At 74.2% G+C, this 14,662-nt stretch carries 10 protein-coding genes; 6 read left to right on the plus strand and 4 right to left on the minus strand.

All coding sequences use genetic code 11. The features are described 5' to 3' along the window. Window positions 1-37: 37 nt before the first annotated feature. The gene (locus OG624_RS37560) at window positions 38-3,427 is read left to right on the plus strand and encodes an AfsR/SARP family transcriptional regulator (protein WP_371640464.1); all 3,390 of its coding nucleotides are present in this window, start codon (window positions 38-40) and stop codon (window positions 3,425-3,427) included. A 156-nt stretch (window positions 3,428-3,583) separates the two neighbouring features. Then, window positions 3,584-3,853: a hypothetical protein gene (locus tag OG624_RS37565; protein ID WP_371640465.1), complete on the plus strand. Its 270-nt coding sequence runs from the start codon at window positions 3,584-3,586 to the stop codon at window positions 3,851-3,853. Between the two features lie 540 nt (window positions 3,854-4,393). Here OG624_RS37565 and OG624_RS37570 read toward each other — a convergent pair. After that, window positions 4,394-5,575, minus strand: coding sequence for a DUF4241 domain-containing protein (locus OG624_RS37570; protein WP_371640466.1), 1,182 nt, complete (start codon window positions 5,573-5,575; stop codon window positions 4,394-4,396). 202 nt (window positions 5,576-5,777) lie between these two features. On the opposite strand from OG624_RS37570, the gene OG624_RS37575 reads away from it, so the two are divergent. Continuing rightward, on the plus strand, window positions 5,778-6,317 hold the full coding sequence (locus OG624_RS37575) for a 2'-5' RNA ligase family protein (protein WP_033216235.1): 540 nt from the start codon (window positions 5,778-5,780) through the stop codon (window positions 6,315-6,317). Between the two features lie 61 nt (window positions 6,318-6,378). Here the strand turns inward: OG624_RS37575 and OG624_RS37580 are convergent, their stop codons facing one another. Continuing rightward, the gene (locus tag OG624_RS37580) at window positions 6,379-7,383 is read right to left on the minus strand and encodes a LacI family DNA-binding transcriptional regulator (protein ID WP_033216237.1); all 1,005 of its coding nucleotides are present in this window, start codon (window positions 7,381-7,383) and stop codon (window positions 6,379-6,381) included. Between the two features lie 194 nt (window positions 7,384-7,577). Here OG624_RS37580 and OG624_RS37585 point away from each other — a divergent pair, with 194 nt between their 5' ends. Continuing rightward, window positions 7,578-8,522, plus strand: a complete 945-nt coding sequence (locus OG624_RS37585; protein WP_371640467.1) for a nitrilase-related carbon-nitrogen hydrolase — start codon at window positions 7,578-7,580, stop codon at window positions 8,520-8,522. Window positions 8,523-8,642: 120 nt separating this feature from the next. On the opposite strand, the gene OG624_RS37590 is transcribed toward OG624_RS37585, so the two are convergent. After that, window positions 8,643-9,644, minus strand: a complete 1,002-nt coding sequence (locus OG624_RS37590) for a hypothetical protein (RefSeq protein WP_371640468.1) — start codon at window positions 9,642-9,644, stop codon at window positions 8,643-8,645. Between the two features lie 544 nt (window positions 9,645-10,188). On the opposite strand from OG624_RS37590, the gene OG624_RS37595 reads away from it, so the two are divergent. Next, entirely contained in the window at window positions 10,189-12,330 is a 2,142-nt protein-coding gene (locus tag OG624_RS37595; RefSeq protein ID WP_371640470.1) for a PIG-L family deacetylase, read from the plus strand. A 120-nt stretch (window positions 12,331-12,450) separates the two neighbouring features. Beyond that, entirely contained in the window at window positions 12,451-12,948 is a 498-nt protein-coding gene (locus OG624_RS37600; RefSeq protein ID WP_371640471.1) for a hypothetical protein, read from the plus strand. 33 nt (window positions 12,949-12,981) lie between these two features. Here the strand turns inward: OG624_RS37600 and OG624_RS37605 are convergent, their stop codons facing one another. Then, entirely contained in the window at window positions 12,982-14,460 is a 1,479-nt protein-coding gene (locus OG624_RS37605) for a hypothetical protein (RefSeq protein WP_371640472.1), read from the minus strand. Window positions 14,461-14,662: the final 202 nt, after the last annotated feature.

Here is a 14,662-nt window from a genome sequence, read left to right on the forward strand (position 1 = left end):
CCGGTCCGCCGCCGACCGGCCGGTTAGGGTGATCGACATGCGCGTGGGGGTTCTGGGGCCGCTGATGATGTGGACGGGCGACGGCGACGGCGGCGGTGACCGTGTCGGCGAGCCCGTGGCCGTGGTAGTGCCCGTGACCGGGGCGCGGGTGCGCAGACTGCTCGCCCGACTGCTGGTCGAACCGGGCCGCCCCGTCACCGCCGACCGGCTGGTGGACGCGCTGTGGGGCGGCCCCGACGCCGAGCTACCGCTCCATCCCTACGCGAGCCTCCAAGGGCAGGTCTCACGGCTGCGCGCCGCCCTCGAACGCGCGGCGCCGTCGGACGGACGTAGGCGCCTGCTCCATGACGCGAGCGGGTACCGACTGGAGCTCGCGCCCACGGAGTTGGACGCGCAGCGGTTCACCGAGCTGCTCGCGAGAGCCCGCGCCCAGGGCCTCGCCCCGCGACCGCGTGCCGCACTGCTGGACGAGGCCCTCTCCTTGTGGCGCGGCGAGGCCTACGCGGGCCACACAGACGACCCGGCCGTGCGGGCCGCGGCCGCCCGGCTGGAGGAGGAACGGCTCTCCGCACTCGAGGAATCGCTCGGACTGCGCGTGTCATCGGGCGAGCACCACGCCGTACTCGGCGAACTCGACCAGCTCGTCGCCGCCCATCCGCTCCGCGAGCGCCTGCGCGCGGTCCAGCTGCGCGCGCTGTACCGCGCCGGCCGGCAGACACAGGCGCTGGAGAGCTACGAAGCCCTGCGCGAGCGCCTCGCCCAGGACCTCGGGCTGGACCCGGGCCGCGAGTTGACGGCGTTGCGGCAGGCGATCCTCCGCCAGGACGCCGACCTCGACCGTCCACCCCACGAGGAGAGCGCGGGAACGCCAGGCGATGCCCGGCCCCCGGCCCCCGACGGAGCGCCGCCGGCCGCCCCGCGTCCGCGCACCACGCCGCGCACCGCGCAGGTCGGGGCGGTCGGGCCGGTCGGACAGCTGCCCGAGCCGCTCACCCGACTCCTCGGCCGCGACGCGGACCTCGCCGCCGTCGGCACCCTGTCGGCGCACTCCCGGCTGGTCACCGTCACCGGTCCCGGCGGCGTCGGCAAGACCCGTCTGGCGGTCGCGTACGCCGGCCAGGCGGCCGCCCGTCACCCGGACGGCGCCTGGCTGGTCGAGCTCGCACCGCTCCCCACCGGCGCTCCGGCCGCCGCCGTGGCCACCGCCGTGCTGCGGACCCTGGGCGTACGCGACCCCGAGACAGATCCGACCCCGGGAGGGGACGGCCGCCGGCCCGACGCGCTGCGGCTGCTCGCGGCCGCCGTCCGGGAGCGCCGGATCCTGCTGCTGCTCGACAACTGCGAGCACCTGTCCGACGCCGTCGCCGACGTGCTGGAGGCGGTACTCCCACAGGCCCCCGGGCTGTCGGTACTGGTCACCGGCCAGGAACCGCTCGCCCTCGCGGGGGAGGCGGTGCACCCGTTGGCACCCCTCGCACCCGCCGATGCCGTCGCCCTGTTCACGGCCCGCGCCGGGCTCCCGCCGGACCGCACCACCACGCCCGAGGACACGGCGGCCGTGGCAGCCCTGTGCGGCCGCCTCGACGGGCTGCCGCTGGCCCTGGAACTGGCCGCCGCCCGGGCCCGGACCCTGGGCGTGCACGGTCTGCTCGCCGGACTCGACGACCGGTTCACCCTCCTGTCACGGGGGCTGCGCGGAGTACCCCCGCGCCAGCGGACGCTCCGCGCGGTGATCGACTGGAGCTGGGCCCTGCTCGGCGGCGCGGAGGAGGCCGTACTCCGACGGCTGTCCGTGCACGGCGGTGACGCCTCTGCGGAGGCCGCCGGCGTCGTGTGCTCGGACGCGGCCGCGTACGTACCGGAACACCAGGTGCCGCTGCTGCTCGACCGCCTGGTGGAGCGCTCGCTCGTGGCCTTGGTCGACCGTCCGGACGGTCGGCGCTACCGGCTGCTGGAATCCGTCAAGGACTACGCACAGGAACGGCTGCGCGCGGCCGGCGAGGAGGCGGAGGCCCGCGCCCGGCACGGTACGTACTACCGGGAGCTGGCGCTGCGCGCCGAACCGCAGCTGCGCGGCCCGCACCAGCGGCTGTGGCTCGCCCGGCTGGACGCCGCCGAGGCGGAGCTGCACCCGGCGGTCGAGGAGGCGCTGGCGCACGGCCGGGTGGTACCCGCCTTGCGGGCGGCGCGCGCCCTGGCCCGGTACCGGCTGCTACGCGGCGGACCCACGGAGGGCGGCCGGCTGCTCGACGCCTGCCTCGCCGCGGAGCACGACCACACCGCGCACCCCGACCACACCGTGCACCCGTGCGCGGGAGAGCGGATCGCGGCCACCGCGCTGGCCACGGCCTGGCGGGCCGGCCTGACCGTCCGGGAAGGCGCGCCGCACGCCGCCGAAGGCCTGCTGCGGAGCGCGGCGGCCACCCTCGACGCGCGGGAGGTGGCGGAACACGACCCGCTGGGCCACGCACACGCCCTGAGCTTCCTGGCCGCCGCGCAGATGGGCGCGGGAGACGTGGCCACGGGCGAGGAACTCGCCGACCGGGCGTTGGCCGTGGCCGAGGGGATCGGTGACGCCTGGGGGACCGCCCTCGCCCTGAGCGTGCGCGCCCGGCACGCCCTCGCGCACGGCGACCTCGCCGCGGTCCGCCGTGACGCGGAGCGCGCCGCCCGCCTGTTCGGCCAACTGGGCGACCGCTGGGGCATGTTGCAGACGGTATTCCCCCGTGCCGCGCTCCACGAGATCGCGGGCGAGTACCCGCAGGCGTCCCGGTTGCACGAGGAAGGGCTGGCCATCGCGGAGGAGTTGGGGCTGCGGACCGAGGCCGGCAAACGGCTGTGCGCCCTGGGCCGGGCGGCACTTCTGGCGGGTGCGTACGAGGAGAGCGGGCGACGGCACGCGGACGCCCTACGGCTGGCCGGGGAACAGGGCCACCGGGCGGGGGAGGCCGACGCCCGGATCGGACTCGCCATGGTCGCCCGCCGCACCGGCGACCTCGCCGGCGCCGAGGAGCACATGCGGGCGGCGCTGGCGTGGTTCCGGGAAGCCGACTACGGGCCGGGTACGACGCTCGCCCTCGCCGAACTGGGCTTCACCGCCGAGCTACGGGGGGACCCGGAGCGGGCCCGTGCCCTGCACCAGGAGGGTCTCGCGGCCGCGCGAGCACTGGGAGACGTACGCGCCGTGGCCCTCGCCCTGGAGGGCCTGGCGGGCACGGCAGCGGCCGCCGGAGATCCCGAGCGGGCGGCCCGGCTGCTCGGCGCCGCCGACGCGGCCCGCACCTCGGTCGGGGCTCCGCTCCCGCCCGCCGAACGGCACGACGTGGACCGGACCTGGTCGACCTGCCTGTCGGCCCTGGGCAGAACGGCAGCCGAAGCAGCCTTCGCGCTCGGCACCGAGCCGGCTCAGGCCGTGAGGTACGGCTAGGCCGCTACCTCCGGATCACGGAGAATCGGCCTGTGCTGCGTGGGGTGAGGCGTGCACCGGAGTAGGGGGACAGGATTGGCGCTCGTGGTCGAACTGCGTCGAGGGGGCTCTGTCTCCCGGACCGGGCGAAAGCCTGGGCCTCGGCCGTCGCTGGGCATGCTGGAGCGGTGGGTCGACGACAACGACGAATTCTCCATGGCCGTCGAACGGCTCGGCCGGCACCGGGTTCCCTGCCTGGCCCGCATCGATCCGTACGGGGACACCGTCCTGCGTGGTGAGGCGGTGGACCAGATGGTGCGGGAACTGGAAGGCGCGGATCTCGCGCGGCTGAGGAGCGGAGAGCGCAAGGTCGTGACGACGCTGCTGGCCTGGGGGCGGCGGTGCCGCACTGATCGCGCCCTGCGGATCGCCTTCTCGGGCGACTAGACGTCGCTTTCCGATCATCGGGTCGTCGGTGACCGATGCCCAGTGGGGTACGCATCGAGGCGTTGCTGCCGGACCGGACACCGCGGCGGGGTGAGCGGCGGCGTGATCACCGGCAGGTGACCGACGCGATCGCCTTCAAGTACCGCACCGGGACTCTACGGACGGACCTGCCCGATCCACGATCCTCCGCGCCCATCAGCACGCCGCCGGGCCCGTCGAACGGGGCCCAGGCCGGTGAGCCACCCGGCAATACGGCCCGTTCCTCCAGGGCGAACCGCCGCCATCGGCGGCGGTGTGGAATCCGGTCGGTGATCCCGAGGCCCGCGGACCAGGCCGCGAACCGCAAGCGGCTCGGCCGGCGGGGAGGTCGCCCGCCGGCCTTCGACAGTGAGGCGTACAAGCAGCGCAACACCGTCGAACGCTGCGTCAACCAGCCCAAGCAGGCGCGCGGCCTGGCCACTTGCTACGACAAGAACGCCACCATCCACCTCGCCGCCATCCCCATCGCATCGGTCAGCGAGGTGATCCGAAGGAGACGGCCTAGCACGCTGTCCGGACGTCGACGCAGACCACCTCTCCGGAGGCGGACCGGCCCACCCAGACCGGGTGGACGCCGTCGCCGTCCGTGTAGAAGATCGCCAGGTCAGCGCCCAGGTCGCCGCCGTCGAGGTGTATGCCGGCCGCGGAGCCGGCGAGCCGGTCGGCCTCCGGGGAGCCCGGTCGGTGGGCCCGCTCCAGCAGGTCCCGCAGGTCCTGCCAGTCCCCGGCGTCGCCGAAGGCGCCCATCGCCCCGTCCGTGCCGAAGCCGAAGGCTTCTCCGGCACGGAGCCGGAGCGTGTCGTCACCCGGCCCGAGCGCCATCTCCCAGGTCGCCACGGGGGCGTCACAGATCTGCAGCCGGACGGCCCTGACCTCCTCGTAGGGCCCGTGGGCCCGGTCCGCGACCTCGACCGGAGCCGCCTCCAGCGGGTACGTACCCGGCGGCACGGCCACCGTGATTCTCGGCGCCTCGTCCCAGCTCTGCGGGCAAGCCACCGCCAGTACCCCACTCGGCACGCGCACCCTGCCGCACGGGACCGATCCGAGGACCGTCGCCCCGGCGATGTGGGTTCCGGGCCGGAAGACCTCGTCGAAGTCGGCGGTCCCGAGCAGCCGCGAGGGCTCGCGGCGCAGGCCGGGCGCCTCGGGGACCAGCTCCCCGGCGACCCAGTCCGGCAACGTGTCCTCGACCGGGAGCGCCGGCCAGTCGTCGAAGCCGGGGCGGGCCGTCCACAGGTGCTCCTCGGCCACCGCCACCTCGGCCTCCAGGGAGGTGCCCCGCATCCCCTCGGGCTGGTGCGAGATACGTGCGGTACCGCCGTCCGAGAGCTCCACCGCCGTCCGGGGGCAGTGCACATCGAACTCCGCCGTCCGCGCGTCCGGGAACCGTCGTACGAACAGGCGCCGGATCAGCAGCCGCCCCTCGTCGGATCGCAGCCGTAGCTCGGCCTCGGCGGTCCGGCGGCCGTGTTCGTCGTAGGCCCAGGAATCCAGGATGCCCGCCTGCCATGCCACCATCCGCACCCCGAGCGGGACTTCGCGACCGGGTACGCGGTAGACCACCGCGTACGGAAGGCCGGCGCCATCCCGGGCGCGCGCCTCCACGGGGGACAGCGCGCGACCACCGGTACGGGATGCCGCGTCCCAGGACTCCTCAAAGGTCACGTACGTCGTCTCAGACATCGTCGGTGGCTCCGTCCCGATCCCGCGCATGCGCGCACCCCACCTCGCGGACCATTGCCGCCCCCCGCTCCCCGCTGCTGCGCCTCACCTGGCTGTGTGCTGACCTGCAAGGTAACCGCCGGCTGTGACAACGGGCCCAGCCGGCGCCTTCGGTGGAAAAGGAGCCGCGCTGTCTGCGACAGAAGTGACACCATGTGGTGTCATGCCAGATGACAGCACCAGTACGTTTCAGGCGGGCCGGACGGGGCTCATCGTGCGGATCCCGGAGGCGGAGCCGTTCGTCCGTGGGTGGCGTGAACGATACGACCCCTCGGCGCAGGCCGGGGTTCCGGCCCACGTCACCGTGCTCTTCCCGTTCCTCGACGAGAGTCGAACGGATGCGCTCGTCCACGCTGCCCTCACAGACGTGCTGGGCCGCCATCAAGCCTTTGACCTGCGGTTCGAGAGATGTGGACGGCTCCCGGAAGTGCTGCATCTCGTTCCCGAGCCTGATACGCCGTTGCGGCGGCTCACCCAGGCGATCGCTGATCGTTGGCCCGAGGCGCCGCCCTACGGCGGCCGGTTCGCCGAGGTCGTGCCGCACCTGACGATCGCTCAAGGTCAGGAAGGCGCCGTCCTGGAGGCGATAGAGGCCGATCTCGCCGGCAGGCTCCCTTTCACGTCCCGTGTCGCGTCGGTCGAACTGATGGTGCACGACGGGGTGAAGTGGCAGGAGAGGGCATCGTTCGCGCTCGGAGAATGAATGCGGATCGAACCGGCCGCCGGCGATGGAGCGTTGCTCGGCCGCCGGCCCCGCTCGGTGGTCAGGCGTCGGGGCCGGTGGTGGACGGTCTGGTTTCGAGGACCCAGGTGTGGTGGCGGACGGTGTCGGGCTCGGCGCGGCCCGCGAGGATGTCGCAGAGCAGCGTCGCGCAGGCCCGCCCGTAGTCGGCCGGGCGCAGGTCGACCGCCGTGACGGGCGGGTTCGCGCTCCGGTTCGCGGTGCCGTCGACGCAGGAGGCGACCAAAAGGTCGGCGCCCACCGTGCGGCCGAGGTCGGCCGCCGCGCGCAGGGCTCCGGGGGCGGCCCCGTCGGGGGCGCAGAGCACGGCGTCGATCCCGGGGTCGGTCGCGAGCAGCCGGCGGGTGGCGGCCTCGATGTCGGCCGCGGTCGCCGCGAACGGCACGGTGTGCAGGGCGACTTCGGTCCGGTGCGCGGCGCCCCAGCCGGCTGCCGTCTCGCGCAGGGCCTGGGCCCAGGCGGAGGTTCCCTCGGGGGCGAGGAGGGCGGGGCGGCGGGCGCCGCGGTCGCGCACGTGGTCGAGGAGGGCGGTGAGGGAGGCGGCGTTGTCGCAGACGACCGCGCCGGTGGGGGCGGGGGAGGGGCCGAGGTAGCGCTCGCCGGTGACGACGGGGACGCCCGCGTCGAGGAGCCCCGGTACGGCGCTGTCGCCGACCTCGGGGTCGATGACGAGCAGCCCGTCGACCCGTGAGGCGAGCGGGCCGGAGGCGGCGCCGGCCGGGGCGAGCAGGACCACGTCCAGGCCCTCCTCCTGGGCGCGCTGTACGGCGCCGAAGGCCAGGTTCATGTAGTAGTCCAGCCGGGTCGCGGTCTGCGGCAGGTGCAGGCCGACGGCTCCGGTGCTGGAGCGGCGCAGTCGCCGGGCGGCGCTGTTGGGGCGGTAGCCGAGCTCCTCGGCGACCGCGCGGACCCGGTCCCGGGTGGCCTCCGCGACCCGGCCGGAGCCCTGGAGCGCGTCGGAGACGGTGCTCTTGGAGACGCCGGCGGCGCGGGCGACATCGAGCAGGGTCACAGCTGGTGGGGTCACGCCCGCATTCTAGACGCCCGCCCCGGCCTTGCCGGAACGTTCCGGCACGGTCTACATTCGTAGTCTGCCGGAACGTTCCGGCATCCCCGCATCCGGCCCGCCCACCGTGCCGCGGCACCCACCCCTTGACCGATCCTTTCCGTATCCCGCATTCTGACTGAAATTTCAGTCAGATCTTCGAAAGTGGCCCGCCCGTGACCTCTTACGCGCTCCTCACCTCCTTCGGATCCCCGCTCGGCTCGCCGGGCCGCACCCAGCCCGGCGAGCGCGAACCGCTGCGCGTCGGCCTCGTCCAGATGCGCTGGTACGCCGACGCCGCCGAGCACGACGACCGGCTCCGCGAGGGCGTGGCGCTGGCCGCCGCGCAGGGTGCCACGATCGTCTGCCTCCCCGAGCTCACCCGTAGCCCCTACTTCTGCAACACCGACGACCCCATGGCCGACGGCGCCGCCCGCTACCTGGAGGACGTGGAGACCGGCCCCACCGTCGCCCTCGCGGCGGAGCTGGCCACCACGCTCGGCATCACCGTCCACGCCTCCCTCTACGAGCGCGCGGAGGACGGCGGCCTCGGCTACAACACCGCCGTCTGTGTGGACTCCGACGGCAAGCTGATCGCCCGGACCCGTAAGAACCACATCCCCGCGTTCCCCGGCTACCGCGAGGACCTGTGCTTCCGCCCCGGCGACAGCGGCTTCCCCGTCGTCGCCCACGAGGGCGCCCGCTTCGGCTTCCCCACCTGCTGGGACGAGTGGTTCCCCGAGCTCGCCCGCGCCTACTCCCTGGCTGGCGCCGAGATCCTCGTCCACCCCACCGCCATCGGCTCCGAGGTCGACCTGCCCGACTTCGACACCCGCCCCATGTGGGAGCACGCCATCACCGCCAACGGCCTGGCCAACGCCCTCTTCGCCGTCGTGCCCAACCGCGTCGGCACCGAGGGCCGCTCCACCTTCTACGGCTCCTCCTTCATCTCCGACCCCTACGGCCGCGTCATGCTGCGCGCCCCGCGCGACCGCGAGGCGGTCCTCGTCGCCGACCTCGACCTCGACCAGCGCCGCGACTGGCTGGAGTTCGGCCTCATGCGCACCCGCCGCCCCGGGCTCTACGGCAGCCTCACCGAACGGCTGGACGCGGGAGCCTAGACGGACGCCGAAAGTCCCTTCCCGAGTCGGGGAGGGAAGGGAAGGGAAGGGATGGGATGGGACCTTCGGACCCGTCGGAGGCATCCTCGCGGCGTCCACGTGTCACGGCGTCGCCCCGGGTCACCGGGGTGCGACGGCTCCGGAGTCCGGTGCCTGTTGGAGTCCGGAGGCGTCGACCGCCTCGAAGTCCGAACCCTTGAAGGCCTTGAGTCCGTCGAGCTGGGCGTTGTCCCAACCGGCGTTCTCCTCGCCGGTGATGTACCAGGGCGACCCGTTGTCCGCGACGATGACGCCGTACTTCTTGAGCGCGTCGGCCACGGCCTTGGCCTGCGGGGCCAGCCCCGAGGTGTCCACCGAGCTCTTGAGTCGCAGCCGCAGCCCCATCGGCGGCAGCGAGCTGTCCGCCGCCTGGCCCGCCTGGTGTCGCGCGGGCCAGACGTAGCTCTGGTCGGAGCGCGGCACGGTGATGCGGATCGCGTGGTCGATCCGCCCGCCGGCCGCCTCCTCGTAGCGCGCCAGGCCGGGGAGGATGGCGAGGCCGGCGGCATCGGCGGAGGTCCATCCGTCGGGCCGCAGGGCGTTGGACCGCAAGTCGAAGATCGCTCCCGAGCCGGCGTGCCAGGCGCTTCCGCCCTGCCGCTCGGCGTCGAAGAGCTCGTAGGACTTGCACAGGGCCTTGTCCCAGACGACGACGTGCCGGTCCCCGTCGCTCGCCGGACCGTTCTCGACCTTGGCGTCCGGCGGGATCCGGTAGCCGGACGTGTCGCTCTCCTCGGCGTAGTCCAGGGAGACCTTCGATTCCGGCACGGTGGTTTCGGAGACGGTGACGGGAATACCGAAAGGCCGGCCTTCCACGAGTCCCGATCCGAAATCCGGATGAAGGGGCTCGGCGGCGCCGATCGAGGCGACGTACCGGTCGGACTTCGGGTGCACGGGCAGTTCGTCCACGGGAGCGTGCCAGAAACTGTCCGACGGCGCCGTGGGGCAGGCGGGTGCTTTTCCGCCAGGATCGGCGGCTCCGGACAGCAGGAAGGCGGCGGTCACGGTGACGGCCGTGGCGATGGCGGGGACGGCGGGGATTCTCTTGCGCGGGCGCGATCCCGTGATGCGCTTCATCGGCATGGGTTGTCCTGAGCGCCGGTCGAACGACTCGATCCACCCGAGCGGAATGCCGAGAATCCACCGTCTCGGCGGTACAGGCCTTTCGGTTGCTTGCGTCCATGTTAGTGCGGGGGCGGTGGAGGCGCCTGGCCTCCACCGGCTTCCCGTCGCCGGTCGACGAGTCGCCGCTCGGCGCCGGTGAGAGCTGCGTCACTGCCGCCACCGCTCGGTCAGTGGTGTGGAATGCGCCACTTGTGGGGGTCGGTGGCGAAGAGGACGGCACGCTCCGCGACCGTACCGATCCCACGCAACCCGCGCGTGGCCAGCACATACGCCGGTTCCGGCCTGTTATCCGGGCCAACCGCATAAATATTGGCAAATGGGACAAATCTTGCCGTTTCTCCCACAACTCCCTTTGCGGTCATACGTGACTTGATGGTGTGTCAGCCCCCAACGTGCGGGACATAATCGGCCCCGGTCGTCTCCGGAAGCACTGGAGCCATCGGGACACCGATCGACCTCCCAGGCGGATCGCCGCACCGGATCGACCCTCAAGGCGCTGTACATGTCCCTGGCCCGCCGCACCCGACTCGCGGCCCTGCTCGCCGCGTTCTCCGTCGGCACCGCCGGCGTGACGGCCTGGGCCTACGGACACGAAACCGAGCACCCGCACATACCCCCCGCGGCGGTGATCGCCGCGAGCGTGACCGAGGGCTCCGCCCTCCAGGTCGTCGCGCACCCCGACGACGACCTCTTCTTCATGAACCCCGACCTCAGCCGTTCCATATCGACCGGCATCAAGGTCACCACCGTCTACCTGACCTCCGGCGAGTCCGACGGCAGGAACGAGGCCCACAGCCCGCACCTCCAGGACGCCGCCGGCCCCGCCGACCGCGCCGCCTACGCCGAGGCCCGCCAGAACGGCATACGCGCGGCCTACGCGCAGATGGCCACCGGCGACCGCGCCGGCGCCTGGCAGCGCAAGGCCGTACCCACCGCCGGCGGCGGCAGTGCCGAGGTCGACATCCTGGTCGCCCGTCCCGAGGTCAACCTCGTGTGGATGGAGCTGCGCGAGGCCCGCAGCATCTCCGGCGACAACCCCGAGAGCCTCCGAGGCCTGTGGGACGGCCGGACCCCCGCCCTGGGCGCCCAGCTGACCTCCGGGACGCCGGTCAAGGACTGGTTCTCCTACACCAAGGACCAGGCCGTGGCCGCCATAGCGGGCGTGTTCGAGGCGTACCGGCCGACGACGATACGGACGCAGGACCCGACCCCCGGCCGGGCGGACGGCGGCGGCGCCTTCCTCGACCACCAGGACCACATGTACGGCGCCCGCTTCGTGCAGGCCGCCGTCGAGCGCTACGCCACGACCACGGACCGGCCGCACTTCTCGGTCCAGAACTACGTGAGCTACCCGAACAGCTCCCTGCCGCCGACCCTCGACCCGCAGACGGCCGAGGAGAAGCTCGGCTACCTCAAGACCTACGCCTGGACCGACCACCAGGACTGGTGCGGCAGCCCCGCCGGCTGCGGCGACCGCAAGACCGCGACCCGACCCACCGGCGCCGGCTGGAGCCAGACCATCCGCTACAGCCGCGGTGACGGCACCTCCTGGATGACCGAGGGCGTCTCCGGGCGACTGTGGGCGTTCGCCGCGCTGGACGGCCGCATGGCGTACTGGTCGCGCAGCGGCCCGCAGGCCCTCTGGCAGGGCCCCGAGTTCCTGCCCGGCGACGGCATCGACTCCGGGGCCGCGGCCGTCCGCCTCTGGGACGGCCGGATCGGCGTGTTCGCCACCCGCACCACCCTGGGCGCGACGCCCCAGGAGTACGGCCGGGAGATCGTCTACGCCGTCCAGGACACGGTCGACGGCGCATTCGGCCCGTGGCGGTCGCTGGGTACCCCGGACACCGTGGACCTGCCCGGCACCTCGGCGATCAGCGGCCTGTCCGTCGCCGTCGACGACGAGGGCCGGATGACGGTGTACGTCCGCGACTCCCGGCGGACGCTGCGCGCCCGCGCACAGGAGACCCCGGGCGGCGACTTCGGGGCCTGGCAGACCCTGGGCGGATCCGGCCTCCAGGGCGATCCGGTCACCGCCACCGACGCCTCGGGGCGCCGCCACGTGTACGCGGCCACGGCCGGGTCCGTACTGGCCTGGGTCCAGCCGGCGCCGGACGCCCCCTTCGACGGCCCCGTGTCCACCGGGCTGCCCCAGACGACGGGCACGCTCTCGGTGCGCCCCGAGGGCGACGGCGTCCGTGTGTTCTTCCGCCGGCCCGGCATCGGCACCGTCGCCACGAGCCTGGCCCGCGCGGCCGGGCCCGCGCCCGAGTTCTCCCCGGTCGCCGAGGCCGGCGGCCTCGGCGGCTACGGCGCCGTGGGCATAGCGGGCGACCTCCTCGCCGGCCGGGCGGGCGCCGGCACGGTCGGGGTCGTGGCCACCGACGCTCCGCAGCCCTGGCAGGAGTCCCGGATGCTGTACACGGGCGCCCCGGCCGGTGTGACCGAAGGAGCCGGTACGGCCGTCGCCGCGGCGCTCGGCCTCGACGCCGATCTGCACGTGATCACGACGGCCCCCGCGGGAGGCACCACGCCGCCCGGCAGCCGGACCCCCGCCCCGTGGCACCGCGCCGTCCAGCCCTGGACCCTCGCCCAGGCCGGCCGCCCGGGCTCGACCGTCGCCGGGGGACAACCCCCGCGCTGACCTGCGCCGCGGTCCCGGTCCGCCGGGTGGCAGCGCGGAGTGGGGCGGGTGAGGATGGCAGCCGACCACCTCGCGCGGCCGGCGCGGCCGCACTCGGAACAACGGGCGATCGGGGCTTCCATGACCCCTCCTCTCATCTCGCGCCGACGCATGTGCCCGGGGGCCGCGACGATGCGCGCCGTCGCCACCCTCGCCGCCTGCACGGCCCTGATGGCCGGCTGCGGCGACGACACCGCGCCCGACCGGGCGTACCCGGAACTCGCCACGACCCTCCGGGCGCTCTCCCACGATCTCGACGAGGCCTGCGGGCCGACGGAGACCCCCGAGAGCTGCGCGCAGGACCTCGACAGGCTCACGGCACCGACCGAGCGGGCCTTCGCCCAGGTCCTGGACCACAAGCTGCTCGATGTCGGAACCGTGGACGCGATGAACGCACTCGATCGGGCGAGAGAGCTACGCGCCGCCGCCGCGCGGGAGGCCAGGTCGCGGCAGGATCCCCACCACCTCCCCCTCGCCCGCGCGGTGGCGGCCGAGAAGCGCGCGTACCAGAACCTCCTGGCCGAACTGGAGCGCCTGCGCACCGCCCCGCCGCCCGGTGACGGAACCGATCCGGTCTGACGCCCGCCGGGCCGGAGCTGGGCCGTGGCTCGACTACGGCCTCAGGGGTGGTGCGGGGAGCGCCCCACCGTCGAGTGCCACCAGCGTGAGGACGACGATCGACCCCGTCCAGGCCAGTGGCGCGACCGACGAGGGCCGGCCCGCCCGGTCCACCTTCTCGGGCAGTTCCCCGAGCGGGTTCCGCTTGGCGAGGACCCAGTCCAGGACCGACCCGGCCTTCGCCGCGTTCCCCGTCGCCGCCCATGCCAGGGCGAAGAAGGAGGTGCTCGGGGTCCAGGCGTTCGCACCCCAGGGCGCCGTCGGATCGTTCCCCGGGGTGAGCCCGCCGTTGGGCAGGAGCAGCGCCCGGTACGTGGTGTCCAGCGCCCGGGGCAGGTCGGCCGGGGCCGTGTTGAACGGGGGCGCCATGAAGGCCACGGCGCTGTCCCGGCCGTGCTGTCCGTCGACGGTGCGCTGATAGCCGAGCGGGGCGAACCTCCGCGAGATCCCGGCGGAGAGCCGCCCCGCGGCGCCGGACCAGCGGGCCGCGTCCCGCGGACGGTCCAGCTCGCCGGCGAGGTCCGCGGCGGCGTTGAGCCCGGCGAGGAGGGGGGCCGCCGTGCCGATGTTCGTGGTGGTCGTCGTCACCTCCCAGTAGTCCGGGGAGGCCGGGGGCAGCCCGTCCGCCCCGAGGGAGGCCACCGCGTGGTCGGCCGCCTTGCGGATCATCGGGTAGAGGGCGGTCAGCCGGGCGAGGCGGGTGGCGGGCGGCGCCGTCCGGTACCACTGCCAGGTGGCCCAGGGGACCCAGCCGTTGGCGTCGAGCTGCCACCGCCGGCTGTCGGGCGGCCCGGACCCGTCGAGTTCCGTCCGCGCCTCCCAGGTGCCGTCCGCGCGCTGCGTCGCGGCGCTGTAGCGCAGGATCCGGTAGGCCTCGGTGTCGTGGCCGGTGTGCGCGAACGCGGCGGAGGCGAAGCTGGAGTCCCGCGGCCAGGAGTACATCCAGCCCGGGGACCAGCCGGCCGCCATGGCACCGTTCGGCCGCAGCAGGGCGCGCATGGCCAGCAGGGCCCGCTCGGCCGCCGCGCGCCGGGCCGTCGAGCTGCCCGGCACCCGACCGGAGGCCAGCCAGGCACGGCTCTCGGCGATCTGCAGCCGGGCCGTCGGATCCTCCGGGGCCACCACGACCGACGCCGTCCGCCCGGCGGGGAGGTACCGCCACCGGCCGGACAGCAGCCGCAGTACGTGGCTCCGCTCGACGTACCGTGCGCCCCCGGCGAGGGCGGGTGGGACGCCCTCGGCGGCGGTGGTGTTGGACAGGAGTCCGACGGTGGGGGCGACGAGCATCGACAGCGGAGCGTAGCGGCCCTCGGCATCGCCGTGGCTCTGGTGTCCGAGGGGTCGGACGAAGAAGGCTCGCCGCTCGTCCTCGGCAGGCCGGCCGGCGGAGCTCCCCGCGACGCACACCGGGAGGGCGACGCTCGCGAGAGCCGCCGTGACGGCCGCCCAGCGGACGAGCGGGGCAGCAGGCATCGCCACTCCTTCTGTCGGGCTTCCGTGCGCGCACCCCCCGGAGCTCCCATCGTGGGCCTGCGGTGCGGAGCCCGCCACGACATGCCCGCCGCCCGGGTGACACGGAACGACGGACGCACCGACGGACGGAACGACCGGGCGATGACGGACGGAGCAACGGACGGAGCAACGAACGGAGCAACCGGGCGCCGGCCGTGGCAGG

The organism is Streptomyces virginiae, from assembly GCF_041432505.1.
Taxonomy (GTDB): Bacteria; Actinomycetota; Actinomycetes; order Streptomycetales; family Streptomycetaceae; genus Streptomyces; species Streptomyces virginiae_A.